The 16,033-nt window shown below is 35.7% G+C and carries 12 protein-coding genes; 2 read left to right on the forward strand and 10 right to left on the reverse strand.

What is annotated here, in order from left to right; translation table 11 throughout:
* Window positions 1–38: 38 nt before the first annotated feature.
* Together LF887_RS19200 and LF887_RS19205 are read left to right on the forward strand one after the other, a co-directional pair.
* Entirely contained in the window at window positions 39–944 is a 906-nt protein-coding gene (locus LF887_RS19200) for a DUF6427 family protein (RefSeq protein ID WP_236855855.1), read from the forward strand.
* A 6-nt stretch (window positions 945–950) separates the two neighbouring features.
* Window positions 951–1,535, forward strand: a complete 585-nt coding sequence (locus LF887_RS19205; protein ID WP_236855856.1) for a DUF3109 family protein — start codon at window positions 951–953, stop codon at window positions 1,533–1,535.
* A 52-nt stretch (window positions 1,536–1,587) separates the two neighbouring features.
* Here LF887_RS19205 and LF887_RS19210 read toward each other — a convergent pair whose 3' ends face one another.
* The 10 genes from LF887_RS19210 to LF887_RS19255 form a co-directional block, all read right to left on the reverse strand.
* Window positions 1,588–4,449 (reverse strand): M16 family metallopeptidase, encoded by a 2,862-nt coding sequence (locus tag LF887_RS19210; protein ID WP_236855857.1) that lies wholly within the window; start codon window positions 4,447–4,449, stop codon window positions 1,588–1,590.
* 153 nt (window positions 4,450–4,602) lie between these two features.
* Entirely contained in the window at window positions 4,603–5,289 is a 687-nt protein-coding gene (locus LF887_RS19215; RefSeq protein ID WP_236855858.1) for a hypothetical protein, read from the reverse strand.
* Window positions 5,290–5,499: 210 nt separating this feature from the next.
* The gene (locus LF887_RS19220) at window positions 5,500–6,834 is read right to left on the reverse strand and encodes a trigger factor (RefSeq protein ID WP_236855859.1); all 1,335 of its coding nucleotides are present in this window, start codon (window positions 6,832–6,834) and stop codon (window positions 5,500–5,502) included.
* Between the two features lie 136 nt (window positions 6,835–6,970).
* On the reverse strand, window positions 6,971–7,543 hold the full coding sequence (locus tag LF887_RS19225) for a hypothetical protein (RefSeq protein ID WP_236855860.1): 573 nt from the start codon (window positions 7,541–7,543) through the stop codon (window positions 6,971–6,973).
* 52 nt (window positions 7,544–7,595) lie between these two features.
* Window positions 7,596–9,980 (reverse strand): TonB-dependent receptor, encoded by a 2,385-nt coding sequence (locus LF887_RS19230; RefSeq protein WP_236855861.1) that lies wholly within the window; start codon window positions 9,978–9,980, stop codon window positions 7,596–7,598.
* A 265-nt stretch (window positions 9,981–10,245) separates the two neighbouring features.
* Window positions 10,246–10,602 (reverse strand): hypothetical protein, encoded by a 357-nt coding sequence (locus tag LF887_RS19235; protein WP_236855862.1) that lies wholly within the window; start codon window positions 10,600–10,602, stop codon window positions 10,246–10,248.
* 146 nt (window positions 10,603–10,748) lie between these two features.
* Entirely contained in the window at window positions 10,749–12,680 is a 1,932-nt protein-coding gene (locus LF887_RS19240; protein ID WP_236855863.1) for an ABC-F family ATP-binding cassette domain-containing protein, read from the reverse strand.
* Between the two features lie 425 nt (window positions 12,681–13,105).
* Window positions 13,106–14,458, reverse strand: a complete 1,353-nt coding sequence (locus LF887_RS19245; protein WP_236855864.1) for a T6SS phospholipase effector Tle1-like catalytic domain-containing protein — start codon at window positions 14,456–14,458, stop codon at window positions 13,106–13,108.
* Window positions 14,459–14,610: 152 nt separating this feature from the next.
* Complete coding sequence (locus tag LF887_RS19250) at window positions 14,611–15,288, reverse strand: response regulator transcription factor (protein WP_236855865.1); 678 nt, start codon at window positions 15,286–15,288, stop codon at window positions 14,611–14,613.
* On the reverse strand, window positions 15,257–16,021 hold the full coding sequence (locus LF887_RS19255) for a sensor histidine kinase (protein ID WP_236855866.1): 765 nt from the start codon (window positions 16,019–16,021) through the stop codon (window positions 15,257–15,259). The genes LF887_RS19250 and LF887_RS19255 overlap by 32 nt, the downstream gene beginning before the upstream one ends.
* Between the last annotated feature and the right edge of the window lie 12 nt (window positions 16,022–16,033).

The raw sequence follows: 16,033 nt of genomic DNA on the forward strand, positions 1-16,033 counted from the left end.
TTCCTTTTTTAAATTAACTTTGTACAAATTTATAAAAAATGTTTAAATTACTTTCAAAAGAAAGCAATATTTTTTCAATTCCTGTTTATATTGGTTTTCTTCTATTAGTAGTAATAATATTTAACATACTGAATTTCAACACTTATGAAGCAATTATTGCCGGAATTACTTTTCTGGGAATTGCTTTGGGATATTTTGGTTTTCACAGTATTGCACTTAATTATCAGACGCATCTGCCCTTATTCTTATATTCTTTTTTCATTTTTGGGCTTTATCCCGGGAATCTTGATATAGGAATCGCGGTTTCGCTGCTTACGAATTCCTTTCTTATGCTTCTCCTGACCAGTGCAGATGAAGACATCAGAAAAAAATCTTATGTACTGGTTGGAGCCATTGTTGCGCTGAATTTTATTTTCCTGCCCACTACATGGCCCATGGCTGTTTTTGTGATCATTCACGTGATTGCTACTTCTGCCAAAATAGGTTTGAATATTTTCAGATTTCTTTTGGGTATTGTAATGATTACATTCAGTTATTTTTCTGTGATGTACTTCGTTCAGTTCACCTCATGGAATATAGATTACTTCCCATTTGGGAAAATAAAGCCAATCACTGATTATACAGAATTGCTTCCTCTGATCCCTGTGACACTGATGCTTATTTATGCAGTATATGACCACTTTTCGAACTATAACAAAAAAAGCCCGATAAGCAGATATAAATATACTTTCCTGCTTGTTTTCTCTTTAGCTCAGCTTGTTACCATCATCCTGTATATGAATACTACTTATGAATATTTGCTGCTTCTGGCATTTCCTTCAAGTATTATTCTGAGCAGAATGATGAGATTTTTACCGAAATACTGGATGCAGGAGGTAAGCTTATGGCTTATAATTATTAGTTTACTGACCTTTAAAGCAGGTACAGTTTTTGATTTATTTTAAAAAATTATGATTCAGATAGACGATAAATTGATTTCTGAGGAAATTTTTTCCGAAGAATTTGTTTGCAACCTTACCAAGTGTAAAGGTGCATGTTGTGTGGAAGGAGATGTAGGAGCTCCGTTGGACAAAGACGAGCTTGAAATATTGGACAGTATTTTTGATAAAATAAAGCCTTACCTGACTAAGGAAGGTGTGAAAGCCCTTGAAGAACAGGGAACATGGACTACTGATCCACACGACGGAATGTATGTTACTCCTATGGTGGAGGACCGTGAATGTGCTTATGTAACCTTTGATGAAAAGGGAATTACAAAATGTGGCATTGAAAAAGCGTATGAAGATGGTGCTGTAGACTGGCAAAAGCCTATTTCATGCCATTTATACCCTATTCGTGTTACAGAATATTCTGCATTTACCGCTTTGAATTATCATGAATGGAATGTATGCAGTGATGCCTGTACACTAGGGAAAGAACTTCAGGTTCCTGTTTATAAGTTTTTGAAAACTCCGCTGACCAGAAAATACGGAGAAGATTTCTATGCCGTTCTAAGCGAAGCTGCTGATGAGTGGAAAAAAGAATATGGTTCTTAGAAAATATAAAAACCGCAGATGGATCTGCGGTTTTTATATTATAGAAAAAGGATTAGTTGGCTGCTCCTGATTTTACATTGACTGCTTCAACTTTAGTTTCTTCTTTTTTAGCTTTTTCCCATCCATCTTCCGGCATCAGCATAGCCACCATTTTACCTTTAGAAAGATACTTTTTAGCAACATCCTGAAGGTCTTTTACAGTAAGCGCCTTTACTTTATCCTGATAGTTCAGAATTTCGTATTTGTCACTTCCGTCCAATTGATTTTTAACAAGGGCATTCATCCAGAACATATTATCTTTAAGTTCTGTTTTATTGTCATTGTACTCTCCTTCTTTATACTTATCCAGGTCTTTCTGTTCCGGACCTTTATCAATCAGTTTCTGAACTTCGGTAATAGCGCTTTTTGTCAGCTTCTCAGCATTTTCCGGACCACAAGGAAAACTAATGCTGAAACTGTAAGAACTGTAAGGTATTTTAACCATTCCTCCTCTTGCACCACCTCCGTAGATACCACTTTCATCTTCTCTTAGCTTTTCTATAACCTTAATGGTAGCCACTTCTCCAAGAGCGGATAAAGCCAGTGCTTCTTTTTCATTATAAGGAGCCTCTCCGGTATAGGTGATTGATACCATACTTTTAGGGTCTTTTCCTTTTTTATACACTTTCGTATAATCTCCGGTCAGAGGTCTGTATCCCGTGTCTTTGAATGTGGATGTTTTTCCTGATGAAGGAAGGCTTGCAATATATTGCAAAACTTCATTTTTAAATTTCGTCTCATCAATGTTCCCTACGAAGTAGAACTGGAAATTCCCTGCATTGGCAAACTTTTCTTTATAAATGTCATATGCTTTTTTATAATCTGTATTTGCCCAATCTTTCTCCATTGGGAAAAGACCGATGAATCTAGGATTTTTCTGATTGATGAATTTAGCATGTTCGTTTGAAAAATAAGCCTGTGGATTAGACAACAGGTTGCTCAACATTGCAGATTGCTTGTCTTTGAAAGCATTAAATGAAGCCGGATTGTAGTTTAGACTTGTAAAATAAGCATACATAAGCTCCATAGCTGTTCCTAAATCCTTCTGAGCTGTTCTGCCGGAAACACCTTCAAAAAGAGGTGTAATCATGGGGTTCACACTTACCTGCTTTCCTGCAAGATAGTTTGTAAGATCAGCTTTTGAAAAACCTCCTACCCCTGCCTCTGATAATGCAGAGAACGCAAACTGTGTTTTGTTATAGTCAGCATCCGGAATAATTGAATTTCCTCCTAAGCTTCTTGCCGTAAACACAATTTCATCATCTTTAAAATCTGTCTTTTTGAAAGTTACTTTAGCACCGTTACTCAGTGTCCAGGTGGTAGTTCCTAATTTGGCATCTGTTTCAGTTTTTGTAATTTTACCTTCAGATTTGAATGGCTTTACTAAGTTTTTGATGGCAGCTTTTTCTTCATAAGGCTTAAGGTCTGCCATCTTCACCGTTTCAAAAGTATTCAGAACCATCGCTTCTGTCGGCATCGTAACATTATCTTTCTTAGGACCCGTCATCACGATTACTCTGCTATCATCTTTCACCATTTTCTTAATGACATCATTGGTTTGTGCAAGGGTAACATTGGGAAGGAAAGATTTAGTGTCTTCATATTCCCAGGTAATTCCAGGCATAGGCTCCTGCTCCAGGAAGTTTCTTACATACTCATCCACCAGCATACCGCTTTCTGTTTTATCTCTGTTGTTATAAGATCTTTCAAGATTGGAAAGAACCTGAGATTTTGCCCTGTCTAATTCAGACTGTGTAAATCCGAATCTTTTTGCTCTTTCCACTTCTTCCAGCAGCACCTTCAATCCGTTTAGCTGATTTCCATCTTTCACCATGGCAAATCCCTGGAAAGCCTCTTTGCTTCTTGCATAAGTTCCTCCATGATACACTGATCCGAAAGTAAAAGGCGGATTAGTAGAATTGATCAGTTCTCTCAATCTGTTATTTAACATTGTCGTAGAAAGGTTTTCTACAAGACTTTGATTGTACTGCTCAACTGTTACATCCGGTTTATACGCTTCAGCATCTTTCATGATAAACTGCACCATAGAGCTGGTAGCATCAGGATCTGTTTCAATAGCTACTAATGTCTCTTTATGATTAGGTAAATCAAACGATTTTCTTTCTCTAGGATTTGAAGGGTTTTTATATTTGCTGAAGTTATCTTTGATCTTCTTTTCAACATCATCTACATTGATATCTCCTACTACCACAATTGCCATAAGATCCGGTCTGTACCAATCCTGATGGAATTTTCTGATCACGTCCGGCTTGAAGTTTTCAAGAACTTCTTTTTTACCGATTGGAAGCCTGTCGGCGTACTGAGATTTATATAAAAGTTTCGGTAGATATTTATCCATCATTCTCTTGTCTGGCCCAAGACCCAATCTTAGCTCTTCCAGTACAACTCCTCTTTCTTTATTGATCTGCTCATCAGAAAGTGTCGCATTAAATGCCCAATCTTCCATTACTTTAAGTCCGGCATCTAAATTCCCCGGTTTATCCAACGGCACAGGAAGCATATATACGGTTTCATCAAAGCTGGTATAAGCGTTAAGGTGCTGTCCGAATTTCACTCCGATAGACTGTAGAAAGTCTACAAGTTTATTATCCGGAAAATTTTTGGTTCCATTAAAGTTCATGTGCTCCATAAAGTGAGCCAATCCTCTTTGATTCTCGTCTTCCAGAATAGATCCGGCATTGATAGCCAGACGGAAATCTACTTTCTTTTCAGGTAATGTGTTTTTTTTAATATAATACTTCATACCATTGGAAAGAGTCCCGGTCCTTACAGAAGGATCCATAGGAATATTCTGTCCAAAGGTATTTGAGGACATCAAAAAGATGACCGCAAAGGAAAATAATGTTTTTTTCATGTTATCCGATTTTATTTACCTGCTAAAAGTATTAATTATTCACAAGCTGAAGAAATGTTTAAATTCATATTTGCGTTAAAATTGAGTTAAAACCACACAATAAAACAAAAAAACCGGGAAAATCCCGGTTTAAATATCATAGAAGAGTCATTCTTATTTAAAATCTGCGTCAGTTACTCCTGAATTAACAACAACTTTTGTTGTTTTAATATTCATTTTCTGCCCACCTCCTTCAGCATCTACATCTGCAGGAAACTGTATTCCGTCTACAGTCATGTAACTTTTAATCGTTGCACTTCCCTCTGCAGCTGCTGTCTTATACAAAAGTCCTGTTGCTGCATCGAAATAAAATTTACCTTTATCTGAAGCCAAAACGTTATAATCTTTTCCGTCCAGCTTTTCTACTGCCACACTTTTAAAATTAGCAGGATCAAAGGCTAAAGCATCTACAGGCTTTCCTTTTTTCAGTTCAGCCACTTTATCTGCAGGAATATCCATTTTATTTCCCATCTGGTCAAAGTATCCTTTTTCACCATCAAATAGCTGGATCATCTCTTTTCCCATTACGGACTGTACAGATTTGAATTTATTCCCTAATTTCTTAGTGGTCATTTTAATCTCCATTCCCTGCACACTTACAGTGTTATCAGTAATGATAGATTTTATGCCTTCTAATTTATCTTTTCCACCTGATGCTTTGAAGTAATTATCAATAACATCCTTAGGCGTTAGTTTTGATGTTACAGCTTCTGTTTTTGCAGATACAGCTCCTTTTTTCTGAGCAGCTGCGGGAACAGAGAATAATACAGCACAGAAAAACGGAATGATGATCTTTTTCATATGTAATAAAATTTAGGAGGTAAATATAGGAATATTGCCGGACATACATTCATAAGGTAATCATAATTGATCCTTAATGAGTGATAAATAGCTGTGAAGAAAATAGAAAATGAGGAAAAGAATATTTGTAAACCGGGAAAAAGGTTCTCAGAATAAACATAAAAAAACCGCCAAAAATGACGGTTTTCAAATATTTATATCAGTATATAATTATTTCTTAAGTTCTTCTAAAAATTCGTCGTGAGAAATTTTAGTTTCTTTTTTGGTAGCTTTTTCAAGAATTACATCTTTCAATTTAGCCATAGCAACTTCAGAAGAGATTTGTCTCACCTGCTCTTGATCTTTTAACATTTCAACAGCATATTTCTGAATTTCTTCTTCTCCTAAGTGGTGGATTCCGTAGATAGCCAATTGGTTTTTCACCAACTGCTCAGCCTGTGCCAATACATCAGCATAGTCAAGGTTGATTTCGTTATCAGTCATCAATTTACCTTCGATGATCTGGTATCTCAATTGGTTTTTCTCAGCTTCTAAGATTTCCTTAGCCTGTTCTTCAGACTGGATATTCTGATTAGAGAATACTAACCACTTCACAAGGAATGCTTCAGGAAGTTTCACTTCTTCTTTCTCAGTTACCTGCTCCAATACTTTATTCACAAAGTGAACATCAGCATTCTGCTGGAAATATTCGTCTAATTCAGTTTTTACTTTTTCTTTAAGCTCATCTTCAGACTTAATGTTTCCTTCTCCGTATACTTTGTCGAATAATTCCTGGTTAAGCTCTGCAAGGTTTAATGAATAGAAATCTTTTACTTTTACTTCTACTTCATTATGGTGCAGGTGCTCTACTTCAGCTTTACTGAATCCTAATTCTTTAGCTAATTCTTCGTCACCTGCAAGAGTTTCTTTCGTTACTTTTACAGAACCATCCATTTTCAAACCTTTTACCAATTTGAAAGCTTCTTTGTTTTCAGCGGTAACAGTTACGTTCTTTGGTTGGTGGTGGTGCTCACCTTCAGCATCTTCTTCTACAACTTGAGAAACTTCTAAAGCAATATAAGAATCTTTAGTGATTTTATCTTGAGGAACCTGCTCAGCGAAACGCTTCTGCATGTTTTCAATGCTCTTTCCGATTTCCTTGTCAGAAGCTTCTACTTTGTAATGAGGCGCCTCATATTTAGCTAAATCTATAGTGAATGCAGGCTCATATCCTACTTCGAAAGCAACTTCTAATTGATCAGCATTGTAATCCAATTCGTTTACTGGCTGAGGAACAGGCTGACCTACTAATCTTAGTTTGTTTTCATTAACATAGCCGTTTAAAGCATCAGAAACCTGTCTGTTGATTTCTTCAAAAGCAATACCTGCTTCATATTGTTTTTTAACCATACTCAAAGGCACTTTCCCTTTTCTGAATCCAGGAACTTGCGCATTTTTAGCATAATTAATCAACTGCTTCTCTACTTTTTCTTTGTAGTCAGATTTTTCCAATGTTACTGTAAGTAATGCACTTACGTCATCATGGTTTTGTGCGGTAACCTTCATTATTGATTAAAATTTTAGGTTGCAAAAATATGAATTTTTTATCAATATCACCCATTTAAACTCAACTTATAACGCCAAATGTTGTTAAATAAAAAACCACCGGAAATTCCGGTGGCCCAAACAAGATTAATTAATCCTAATTACTTAGGTTATATTTAGCTTCTGCGTCAGTTTCTCCCCCTACTACACTGCCCCACGCTGTTCCTGATTTTGCATCATTCACACTCTGAGGTGAGTGAATAAGTGTTAGTTTTAAGAATGGAGCTGTACCATCAACAGCCTTTACAACAGTCCATTTTGTTCTTAGCCCTACTCTTTTCCCATCGCTTCTCAAATCACTTCCGTCAAGTCTTTCTAATGTAATATTAGACTTTGGAAAATCAAAAATCAAAAAGTGTTCATTTTTAGCATCAATGATTTCCTGAGTAGCATCTTCATTTCCATTTCTGAATTTCGCCTGAACAGTATAGGTCTTCCCATCTTTAAGAGGAATGGTAGGGGTACCACCCGCTCCGATACTGTAATCGTAACTTTGAGTAGTTCCCGCTGCATCATCTGTTACCAACAGAACAATATTCGTAAGTTCTTCCTGCGGAAGATCATCTTCTTCAGCCGATCCATTTCTCTGGCAAGAAGTCACTACAGTAATGGTAATTAATAAAGCCGCTAATAATTTGATAATATTTTTAGTATTGAATAGTTTGTTCATTTTTAAGAATTTTAAAATTGTAAAATTTTGATTGAATAATTTTTTGAAATCTTTAGAATCTGTATCTAAAGTTTAAAATAAAGTTTCTTCCGGGCTCATCGGCAAAGTATCTCAAACGGTTCAGATACTCTCTGTATGAAGTATTGAAAAGATTATTTACAATAAGTCCTGCCGAAAGATGTTTACTGATATTGATTCCTGTTTGGATATTCCAAAGAGAAAATGCACTTGGCGGAGTACTCAAATCGATTTCTTTATCCACCAAATCACCATTTACAAAAAGTTCCAGCGGAACATTTCTGATCGGGAATCTGGTTTGTTTTAAAAACGTTTGATTTTCAACTGTGAAATAGAAGTTATTCCATTTCTCTTTTTTAAATTGTAATGCATTGGAAAAATTCGGCGGCATCATTAAAATAAGCGGTTCATTGTGGGTATCGTCCTGACCATATACATAGCTTCCTTTTCCAACATAGGTAAGATGATCTGTCAGCTTCAAATTAACATCCAGATCCACGCCGTACATTTTTGCATCAATCTGTTGGTATATCCACTCAGGAAATACTCCTCTGATAGTACCTTTTATCCCCACAGGAACTTCATTAATAAAATTTTTAGTAATGAAAAAATATGGGTTTACAGAAACATTTAATCCTCTCAGAACATTAAATTTTGAGTCTATATTTAAATTAAACTGATGTCCCTGTTCATTTTTCAACGCCATATCTCCCGTTTCAATCACTCCTGCGGAATGATGCAGACCGTCTGAAAACAGTTCAGCTACATTCGGAGATCTGCCCACTTTTGCATAGTTAAATTTCAGATCAAAATTGGCGTTAGGACGATACTCCAAACCAGCATTGAAAGAAACATTGTTATAATTAAGCTGAGGACGTGTCAAAACTCTGTTCTGATCAGTTTTTACATAAAATTGCGGATACGTATCTGCATATAATTTCTCCCAGTCACTTTTGTCATACCATTTGGTAACATCATAACGTGTGAAGTCATATCTTGCACCTGCTTCAAAATTAAATGAATGAGAAATTTTATATTTGAAAACAGAATAGGCTCCTGCAGAATATTTATCATAATTCGGGATCAGACGTCTAGCTTTTGTTGCCGGATCGGAATAATTGTTTTGAAAACCTGCATCAATTCCTGTTTCTAAAGACCATTTTTCTCTTTCTATTAAATCATTGATATTAAACTGATGGGTCATCAGCTCAAGATCCAGAGAAGGGGTATCATTCAATTCACCTCTTCTGATATCATATTCCTGTCTGTGGTTATATTGATAACTGTAGGTTGCAGAAAGTTTCCCGATATTTTCAAACCTTTTGAAGGCTGAAACTTTTGCAATATGATGCTCAACAACCTGTCGCGGATTTTCAATATCATAACTGAATTTACCGGAGTAAACGGGAGGATTCGCAGTCATTGCTCTATCATAATCTTCGGATGTTGCAACATGTGAATCTCTTAAAATTCCAATATTCTGATTAGTCAGGTAATAATCAAAGGATATTCCTCTTTCATAGGTATTATTCTGTACTGTAAAATTGAATGAAGAAAAATCCATTCCTGTATTTTTCAGATTATAATTGGGAGCACTTTGGTCACCCAGTTTCTTGATACTTCCTCCTGATTTAACTGCCCATCCGTTTTTCCAGATTTTGGCAACATCTACATCTAGTCCAAGACCTCTTCCGTTGGAAATCCCGGTAAGCGCAACTGAGCCTTTAATTGTATCTTTTTTAGGAAAAATTTCAGGTTCCAGAACTACGACACCACCAATAGCATCACTTCCGTATTTCAAAGCAGATGCTCCTTTAATGACATCAATATGCTGAAAGCTATTAATATCAACATTTGGTGCATGCTCTACTCCCCATTCCTGCTCAGCAAGACGTACTCCATTGTTGATAATACTGATACGGCTTCCATAAAGTCCATGAATTACGGGTTTTGAAATATTATTTCCTGTTTTCAGGGCTGTCACTCCTGAAATTTTAGACAGTAAATTTCCCAGATTTTCCGTAGAATTTTTCTCTATATCGGATTTACTGAGGGTTTTAACAACCAGTGAACCATTATTTTTATGATTTCCATGGATGGTTACGGTTTCAATATCCTTTATATGATGTTCAAGTGTAATTACCAGATGAACATCCTGATCAACTCCTATATTTTCAGTATAATCATTGCAATCAGGATGCTGGGCAATGAGTGTATACTTCCCTGCAGGGATTTTATCAAAAGAAAATTTACCTTTCTTATCTGTTTTGGCAGTAAAGTTTCCGATTTTAATGACCGCATTTTCCAACGCTGTTTTATCATGAAAATCCTGAACGGTTCCCTGTACAGTATAATTTTTTTGTGCACTTATAAATACTGATCCACAAAAGATCAGCAGAAGGCAATATATCAATTTCATTGTATGTAGATTGATTGCGTACCCTTTTAATCAGGTACATTTTTCGTTAAAAGTTGTTGTGATCGGTTTATAAAGTTGTAAAATGTATATTGTACGATGATGTACAATACTAAAACGTAAAATGTATTAATGACTTAGAATTGTAGTGAATTAATAATACAGCAACTGTGGTTAAACATCAATTATTGATCAGTAATCATTCAATTTTGAACATTAAACATTGAACTTTAAAGTAAACAACTTTAAACCCAATAAGAATCTATGATTATGAAATAGCGGGAGGCCCCCGAAGTTGAAATGTGAATTTGGTCTGAGACCAGATTTTCTCCTGAATTGTAATGATCTGCTTTACTTCTTGTGTATAATGTTCAAAAGTAAAACTGAAATCTTCAGGAGCTAAGGTATGTCCGGTAGCCAAAAAGTGACAGGCCAGACAGTCGCCAGCTTTCTCTTTAGTAGAGGCTTTCGTCATTGCATTTTCCGTCTTTTTAAGGTTAAATCCCTTAAAATTTTCTGAAGAATCATGATGGTGAAAGCTTTGAGAAAGCAGCGCAAGAAAGTATATCCCAAACAATAGCTTGGAGATAAAACTCTTTAAATTTCTGCTTTCTTTAAAAATCATTTTTCAAAATTATGAAAATAATTTAATTGTTAGGCTAAACTTTTATTAAATTACTTTTATGATGATATACAATAGGTAGAAATGAATTGTATATTGTTACAAAAAAGCTTCATAATTTCTGAATTATGAAGCTTTTATATTTTAGTTTAATCAAGCTGGGTTCCTAAATATTCCCACTCCTGTAAAGCTGAGTCCAACTCTTCTTTAGCTTTATTATATTTCTCTAAAGTTTCATCAGAAGGATTTTCTTTAGTAAAAGAAGCTTCCATTTCCTCTACTTTGGTTTCAAGCTCAGAAATTTTTTCTTCTACTTTCTTGATTTTATTTTGAATATTCTTCTGTTCTTTGCTGACAATATTAGAGGATTGGTTATTGCTGGCGGCAGGTTTTTCTTCTACTTTCTTAGGTTCTGCCTTTACATCATCACTGTGAAGCTTAGCTTTTTCTGCAGAAATCTCTCTAATAGTTTCCTTTTGTCTGTATTCAAGGTATTCATTGATATCTCCAAGGAATTCTTTCATTGTTCCATCACGGAATTCGTAGATTTTATCACAAAGCCCCTGTAGGAATTCTCTATCGTGCGAAATCACAATCAGAGTACCCTCAAAGTTCTGTAAAGCCAGCTTAATAATCTCCTTGGACTGAATATCCAAGTGGTTAGTAGGCTCATCCATGATCAAAGTATTGAAAGGACGAAGCAAAAGTTTACAAAGTGCAAGACGGTTTCTTTCTCCTCCGGAAAGTACTTTTGTTTTCTTAGAAACAGCATCTCCCTGAAATAAGAAAGATCCTAATAAGTCTCTTACTCTTGGTCTTGTTTCTTCTGTAGCAGCATCTTCGGCTTCTTCCAGCACTGTTTTATTAGGCGTTAATACCTCTTCCTGATTCTGAGCAAAATATCCGATGTTTACATTATGTCCAAGATTCCAGATCCCTGAATAATCTTTAATATCTCCTGCCAGAATTTTAGCCAATGTTGTTTTCCCTTGTCCATTCTGTCCTAAAAGGGCAATTCTGTCTCCTCTCTGAACGATGAAATCTACATCATCAAAAATTTGTTTTTTCCCGTATGCTTTTCCAAGGTGATCAGCTTCAAAAATTACTTTTCCGGGAACCATAGACTGTACGAAACGGATATTGAATTTTGAAACGTCTTCGTTATCGACTTCAATACGCTCTATTTTATCTAATTTCTTAATAAGTGACTGCGCAAAAGATGCTTTTGTAGCACTTGCACGGAACTTATTAATATTATCCTCCATCTGCTTGATCTCCGCGTCCTGATTCTTTTTAGCCTGAATCAGTTTTTCACGTCGATCTTCTCTCATGACAAGATATTTTGTATAGTTAGCCTTATAATCGTCAACTTTTTTATTGTTGATGTCAAAAGTACGGTTACATACAGCCGTCATGAACTGCTTATCGTGACTTACCAGAACAATTGCACCCGGATAGTCTTTCAGGAAGTTTTCCAGCCAGATGATAGATTCCATATCCAAGTGGTTGGTAGGCTCATCGAGAAGCATAATATCATTCTTCTGAAGAAGTAATTTTGCCAATTCGATTCTCATTCTCCATCCTCCTGAAAATTCATCAGTGATTTTTTGAAAATCATCTGCTTTAAAACCTAAACCAAACAGAACTTTCTCCATATCACCTTCAAGATTGTAGGCATCATGGTTCATTAAAAGGTCATTCAGCTCGGTCATTTTATTGATCAAATCCGTATACGAGTCACTTTCATAGTCCGTTCGGATTGTCATCTGATGATTAACTTCTTCAAGCTCGTTTTTCCAAGCATTAATCTGCTCGAAAGCCTGCATTGTTTCATTCCAAACAGTTCTTCCTTTCACAAAGTCAAGATCCTGTTTCAGGAAACCAATGGTAATGCTTCCTTCTTTTACAACTTCTCCTTCGTAGAAATTAATTTCTCCGGACAGCATTTTTAATAAAGTGGATTTTCCCGCTCCATTTTTTCCTACCAGCCCTACTTTATCATCCTTTTTAATGGTGAAATTGACGTTTTGAAATAAATAATTTCCCGAATGATGTAATCCTAAACTTTGAACCGAAAGCATTTTTTAAATTAAAAGTTAATAATGAGTAATGAATTTTCGGGTGCAAAAATACGGAAAAAGAAATGAATACCCCAGAAATAAAAACACTGCCCAAAACGAACATTTTTTCGAGGATCATTTTGGAACTTATTTATTACATTTTTCCCATGTAAGCTATACATCCTACATCGCCACCTCTTAGATCATTCACCATAGAACTTACTCTGTATCCCCGATGAATGAAAGTCCAATGTAACACTAATAAAACAGTACAATCTACAGTACACAACGCCAAATTTAAAATCCAGAAATCATTCCATACTGATAAACAACCGACTACCATACAGTGACAGCAATATACTACAGGCTTCGTGCTAAAAATAAAAAAGGCCATCTCCCTTTGGAGACAGCCTCTAACCTAAATTTAAAACTTAAAAAGACTAATGTCATCTATTTATTCCGTTTACCTTAATTGTCGAAAGATCTTTTAAAATAGTACGAACCCAGAGGTCGTTATTCGGGACACTGGTTCCGTAAAGAAAGTCTGCAACAAAACTGTCTTCAGGGAGATGAAGCTCTACAGACAACCTGACTTGTCCATCCTGATTTACAGTGGTACTGCTGGAAACATTTAATCCGTTATTAATGAGTTCTGCGGTAATTTCATGTTCGTTTTTGTTCCGAAAGCCACTACTATACAAACCAAAGCTTGTTGAAATATGAATATAATCTGCCAGCCTGCTATAATTATAAAGAGGTTTACTATTGACAGAAAGGTCTTTTGCATATTGTTTCAACTCTGTAGAAAAGTCTTCAAGGAAGGGGTGTTTCTTATAATTTATTTTGAAATACGCATCATCATTGGAATCAAATACAGGAGACATTCTATTGGTTTCTTCCATCATTAATTTCCCATATACCTTGGAAAGGTCATTGTACACCATATCGCGGCACACAAACGCCTGTGATAAAGCCTCTCTCTTATCAATCTGATATCCGGCAAGTAAAGCATCCCATATTTCAGTCCCGTCACTATTTTTTTTTGCATTTCTTATATCTGAAACGTAATCTCTTAAATCATCAATATTTTCAAAATCTGTAGAGATATAGACCGACTGTGGGCCTTCCAGATACCCACCTCCAATATCGGCGTGAGCACCAGGAACAAAAATCTCTTTCCATGCAAATGAATAGTCTTCTGACTTCTGGTCTTTCATCATTTTTGAATCTTCAAAAAAACCTGTCAAGGGGAAGAAAAACCTGCTTTCGTTCACGGCGCAGATATGAAAGGCATTTTCCACCTGATAAGGCAGTCGTAAGTTATATTGATTAAAGGGTTTGGATTCTACGGTATCAAAAACCCCCAGGAATTTCACCTTACAATTCTTCTGAGAGTAGTAGGTCAGAAGCTGGTTAGAGAAAGTTCTTGCCAGCATTCCCCCTCTTCCGAATCCATATAAGTAAAAATGATACTCACAGTTTGAGCCATTCATTATTTCCTGAACGAAGTCATCTGCTTTCTGAAGTTTATCATCAGAAGAATATCCGCTTCCATAAGGAGGATTGGCGCATGTTGCTATTGCAAAATTACTGTCTTCACTGCCGGATATGGTTCCTATTCCTTCTATGTATATTTTTTTATTTCCATTGAATAAACTGTATAATTTGTAAATATTGGTAAGGGTTCCAAAATAACTTTCATTATCATTCAAAGGTTTATCAGGGGAAAGAGCATTTACTCCATTATTTCCCGTACCATCAAAGAAAATTCCGATGGAAATCACTCTGTTATCATTCATGCTTTTATTGGTTTATATGACAGACTTTGTCTGTATCTTAATTTTCTCATCTAACATCTCACGAAGAGACATTTCAAAATAACAGAAGAAAAGGAAGTTTAACTAGAGTGAAAATTACTAAATAAAAAATTCCGTATTTCTACGGAATCAGATTATATTTTTTCAAGTGAGTATATATTATGTACAATGGCATAAATAACGATTCCCACTGTATTTTTGGCTCCTATCTTTTCGAGAATACGCTGTCTGTGACTTTCTACGGTTCTCGGGCTGATGAAGAGTTTTTCGCCGATTTCATTGTTGGTAAATTCCTGGCAGATCAGTTTTACCACATCCTTTTCTCTTTCAGACAATTCATCTTCGGTCTCGAAAAGTGAATTTTTCTTTGCGGTACTGTTCATGTAGCTAAACAGCATCTGATGATCTTCAGCTGTAAAAAAAACTCCATTTTTATCTACCATGGTAATGGCATCAATAAATGTTTTTTTATTTGAATTTTTTGGAAGGAATGCAGAGACTCCCAGCTTTACCATATATCCGAGAATAGAAGTTTTGTAATGAGAAGAAAGAATAATAATCTTAAGATCCGGATATTTTTCTTTAAGAATTTCCACCAGCTCAAAACCATTCATAGGTTTCATCTGAACGTCTACAAGTGCGAGATCAGGAAACTTATCTTCTGAAAGCATTCCCAGGCTTTCTATAAAATCGGGCCCGTTATCCGAGGTAAGGCATACCGATATATTTTTTTCATTGGACAGCAGCATTTTCACTCCTTCGAGGATCAGCTGTTCATCATCAATCAGGGCTATTTTGATTTGGGAACTCATTATATTTTGGAATTTTAATAATTAAACGGCTTCCTTTATTTAAAAAGGTTTTCTTCCATTTGTGTGCTGCATTCATTGATTTGATACGGGATTCAATATTTTTGATTCCCATCCCTTTTTTTACCTCTTCATATTCAAAGCCTTCTCCATTATCTGAAATTACAACTGTCATATTTTCAGGGTAGTCTTTCATATAAATCCAGATGTCTGTAGCTGTTGAATGCTTGATTACATTGGTGGTAAATTCCTGAATGATCCTGTACAGCTGTACTTCTACAAAAAGGTCTTTCTTTTCATATCCGGGCATCACTTGGAGAGAAATATTTATTTTGTGAGAAAGATTGCTTATTAATTCTTCTACATACAAAACCAACCCTACGGATTCCAGGTTTACGGGGTATAATGAATGAGAAATACTTCTTGCAGCATCAATCAGGGAAGACATCTGACTGTAAATATTTTTTTTTATCAAATCATCTCCCTGGGTATCAAGATTATTAAGCCATAAGGAAAGAATATTGAGACGGTTTCCAATATCATCATGAATCATCACCGCAATTCTTTTCCGCTCTTCTTCCTGTGCCTTAATATTTTCCAGCACCAATTTTTTCTGGTGAAGAACTTCTACCTCATGCTGCACATTTTTCTCTTTAATAATTCTGGTTATAAAAGCTCTGTAAGCAAGGAGAATAAAGGAAACTATAATTGCTATGGTAACAATTATAAGGATCAAAAGGTTAATATT

Source organism: Chryseobacterium sp. MEBOG06, from assembly GCF_021869765.1.
In the GTDB taxonomy this organism is placed as follows: Bacteria; Bacteroidota; Bacteroidia; order Flavobacteriales; family Weeksellaceae; genus Chryseobacterium.

What these genes read in the sequence shown, in the direction of transcription:
- LF887_RS19250 (WP_236855865.1), bottom strand. Translation starts at nt 15,288, where the DNA reads ATGAGTTCCCAAATCAAAATAGCCCTGATTGATGATGAACAGCTGATC.
- LF887_RS19230 (WP_236855861.1), bottom strand. Translation starts at nt 9,980, where the DNA reads ATGAAATTGATATATTGCCTTCTGCTGATCTTTTGTGGATCAGTATTT.
- LF887_RS19220 (WP_236855859.1), bottom strand. Translation starts at nt 6,834, where the DNA reads ATGAAGGTTACCGCACAAAACCATGATGACGTAAGTGCATTACTTACA.
- LF887_RS19215 (WP_236855858.1), bottom strand. Translation starts at nt 5,289, where the DNA reads ATGAAAAAGATCATCATTCCGTTTTTCTGTGCTGTATTATTCTCTGTT.
- LF887_RS19205 (WP_236855856.1), top strand. Translation starts at nt 951, where the DNA reads ATGATTCAGATAGACGATAAATTGATTTCTGAGGAAATTTTTTCCGAA.
- LF887_RS19225 (WP_236855860.1), bottom strand. Translation starts at nt 7,543, where the DNA reads ATGAACAAACTATTCAATACTAAAAATATTATCAAATTATTAGCGGCT.
- LF887_RS19210 (WP_236855857.1), bottom strand. Translation starts at nt 4,449, where the DNA reads ATGAAAAAAACATTATTTTCCTTTGCGGTCATCTTTTTGATGTCCTCA.
- LF887_RS19200 (WP_236855855.1), top strand. Translation starts at nt 39, where the DNA reads ATGTTTAAATTACTTTCAAAAGAAAGCAATATTTTTTCAATTCCTGTT.
- LF887_RS19245 (WP_236855864.1), bottom strand. Translation starts at nt 14,458, where the DNA reads ATGAATGATAACAGAGTGATTTCCATCGGAATTTTCTTTGATGGTACG.
- LF887_RS19240 (WP_236855863.1), bottom strand. Translation starts at nt 12,680, where the DNA reads ATGCTTTCGGTTCAAAGTTTAGGATTACATCATTCGGGAAATTATTTA.
- LF887_RS19235 (WP_236855862.1), bottom strand. Translation starts at nt 10,602, where the DNA reads ATGATTTTTAAAGAAAGCAGAAATTTAAAGAGTTTTATCTCCAAGCTA.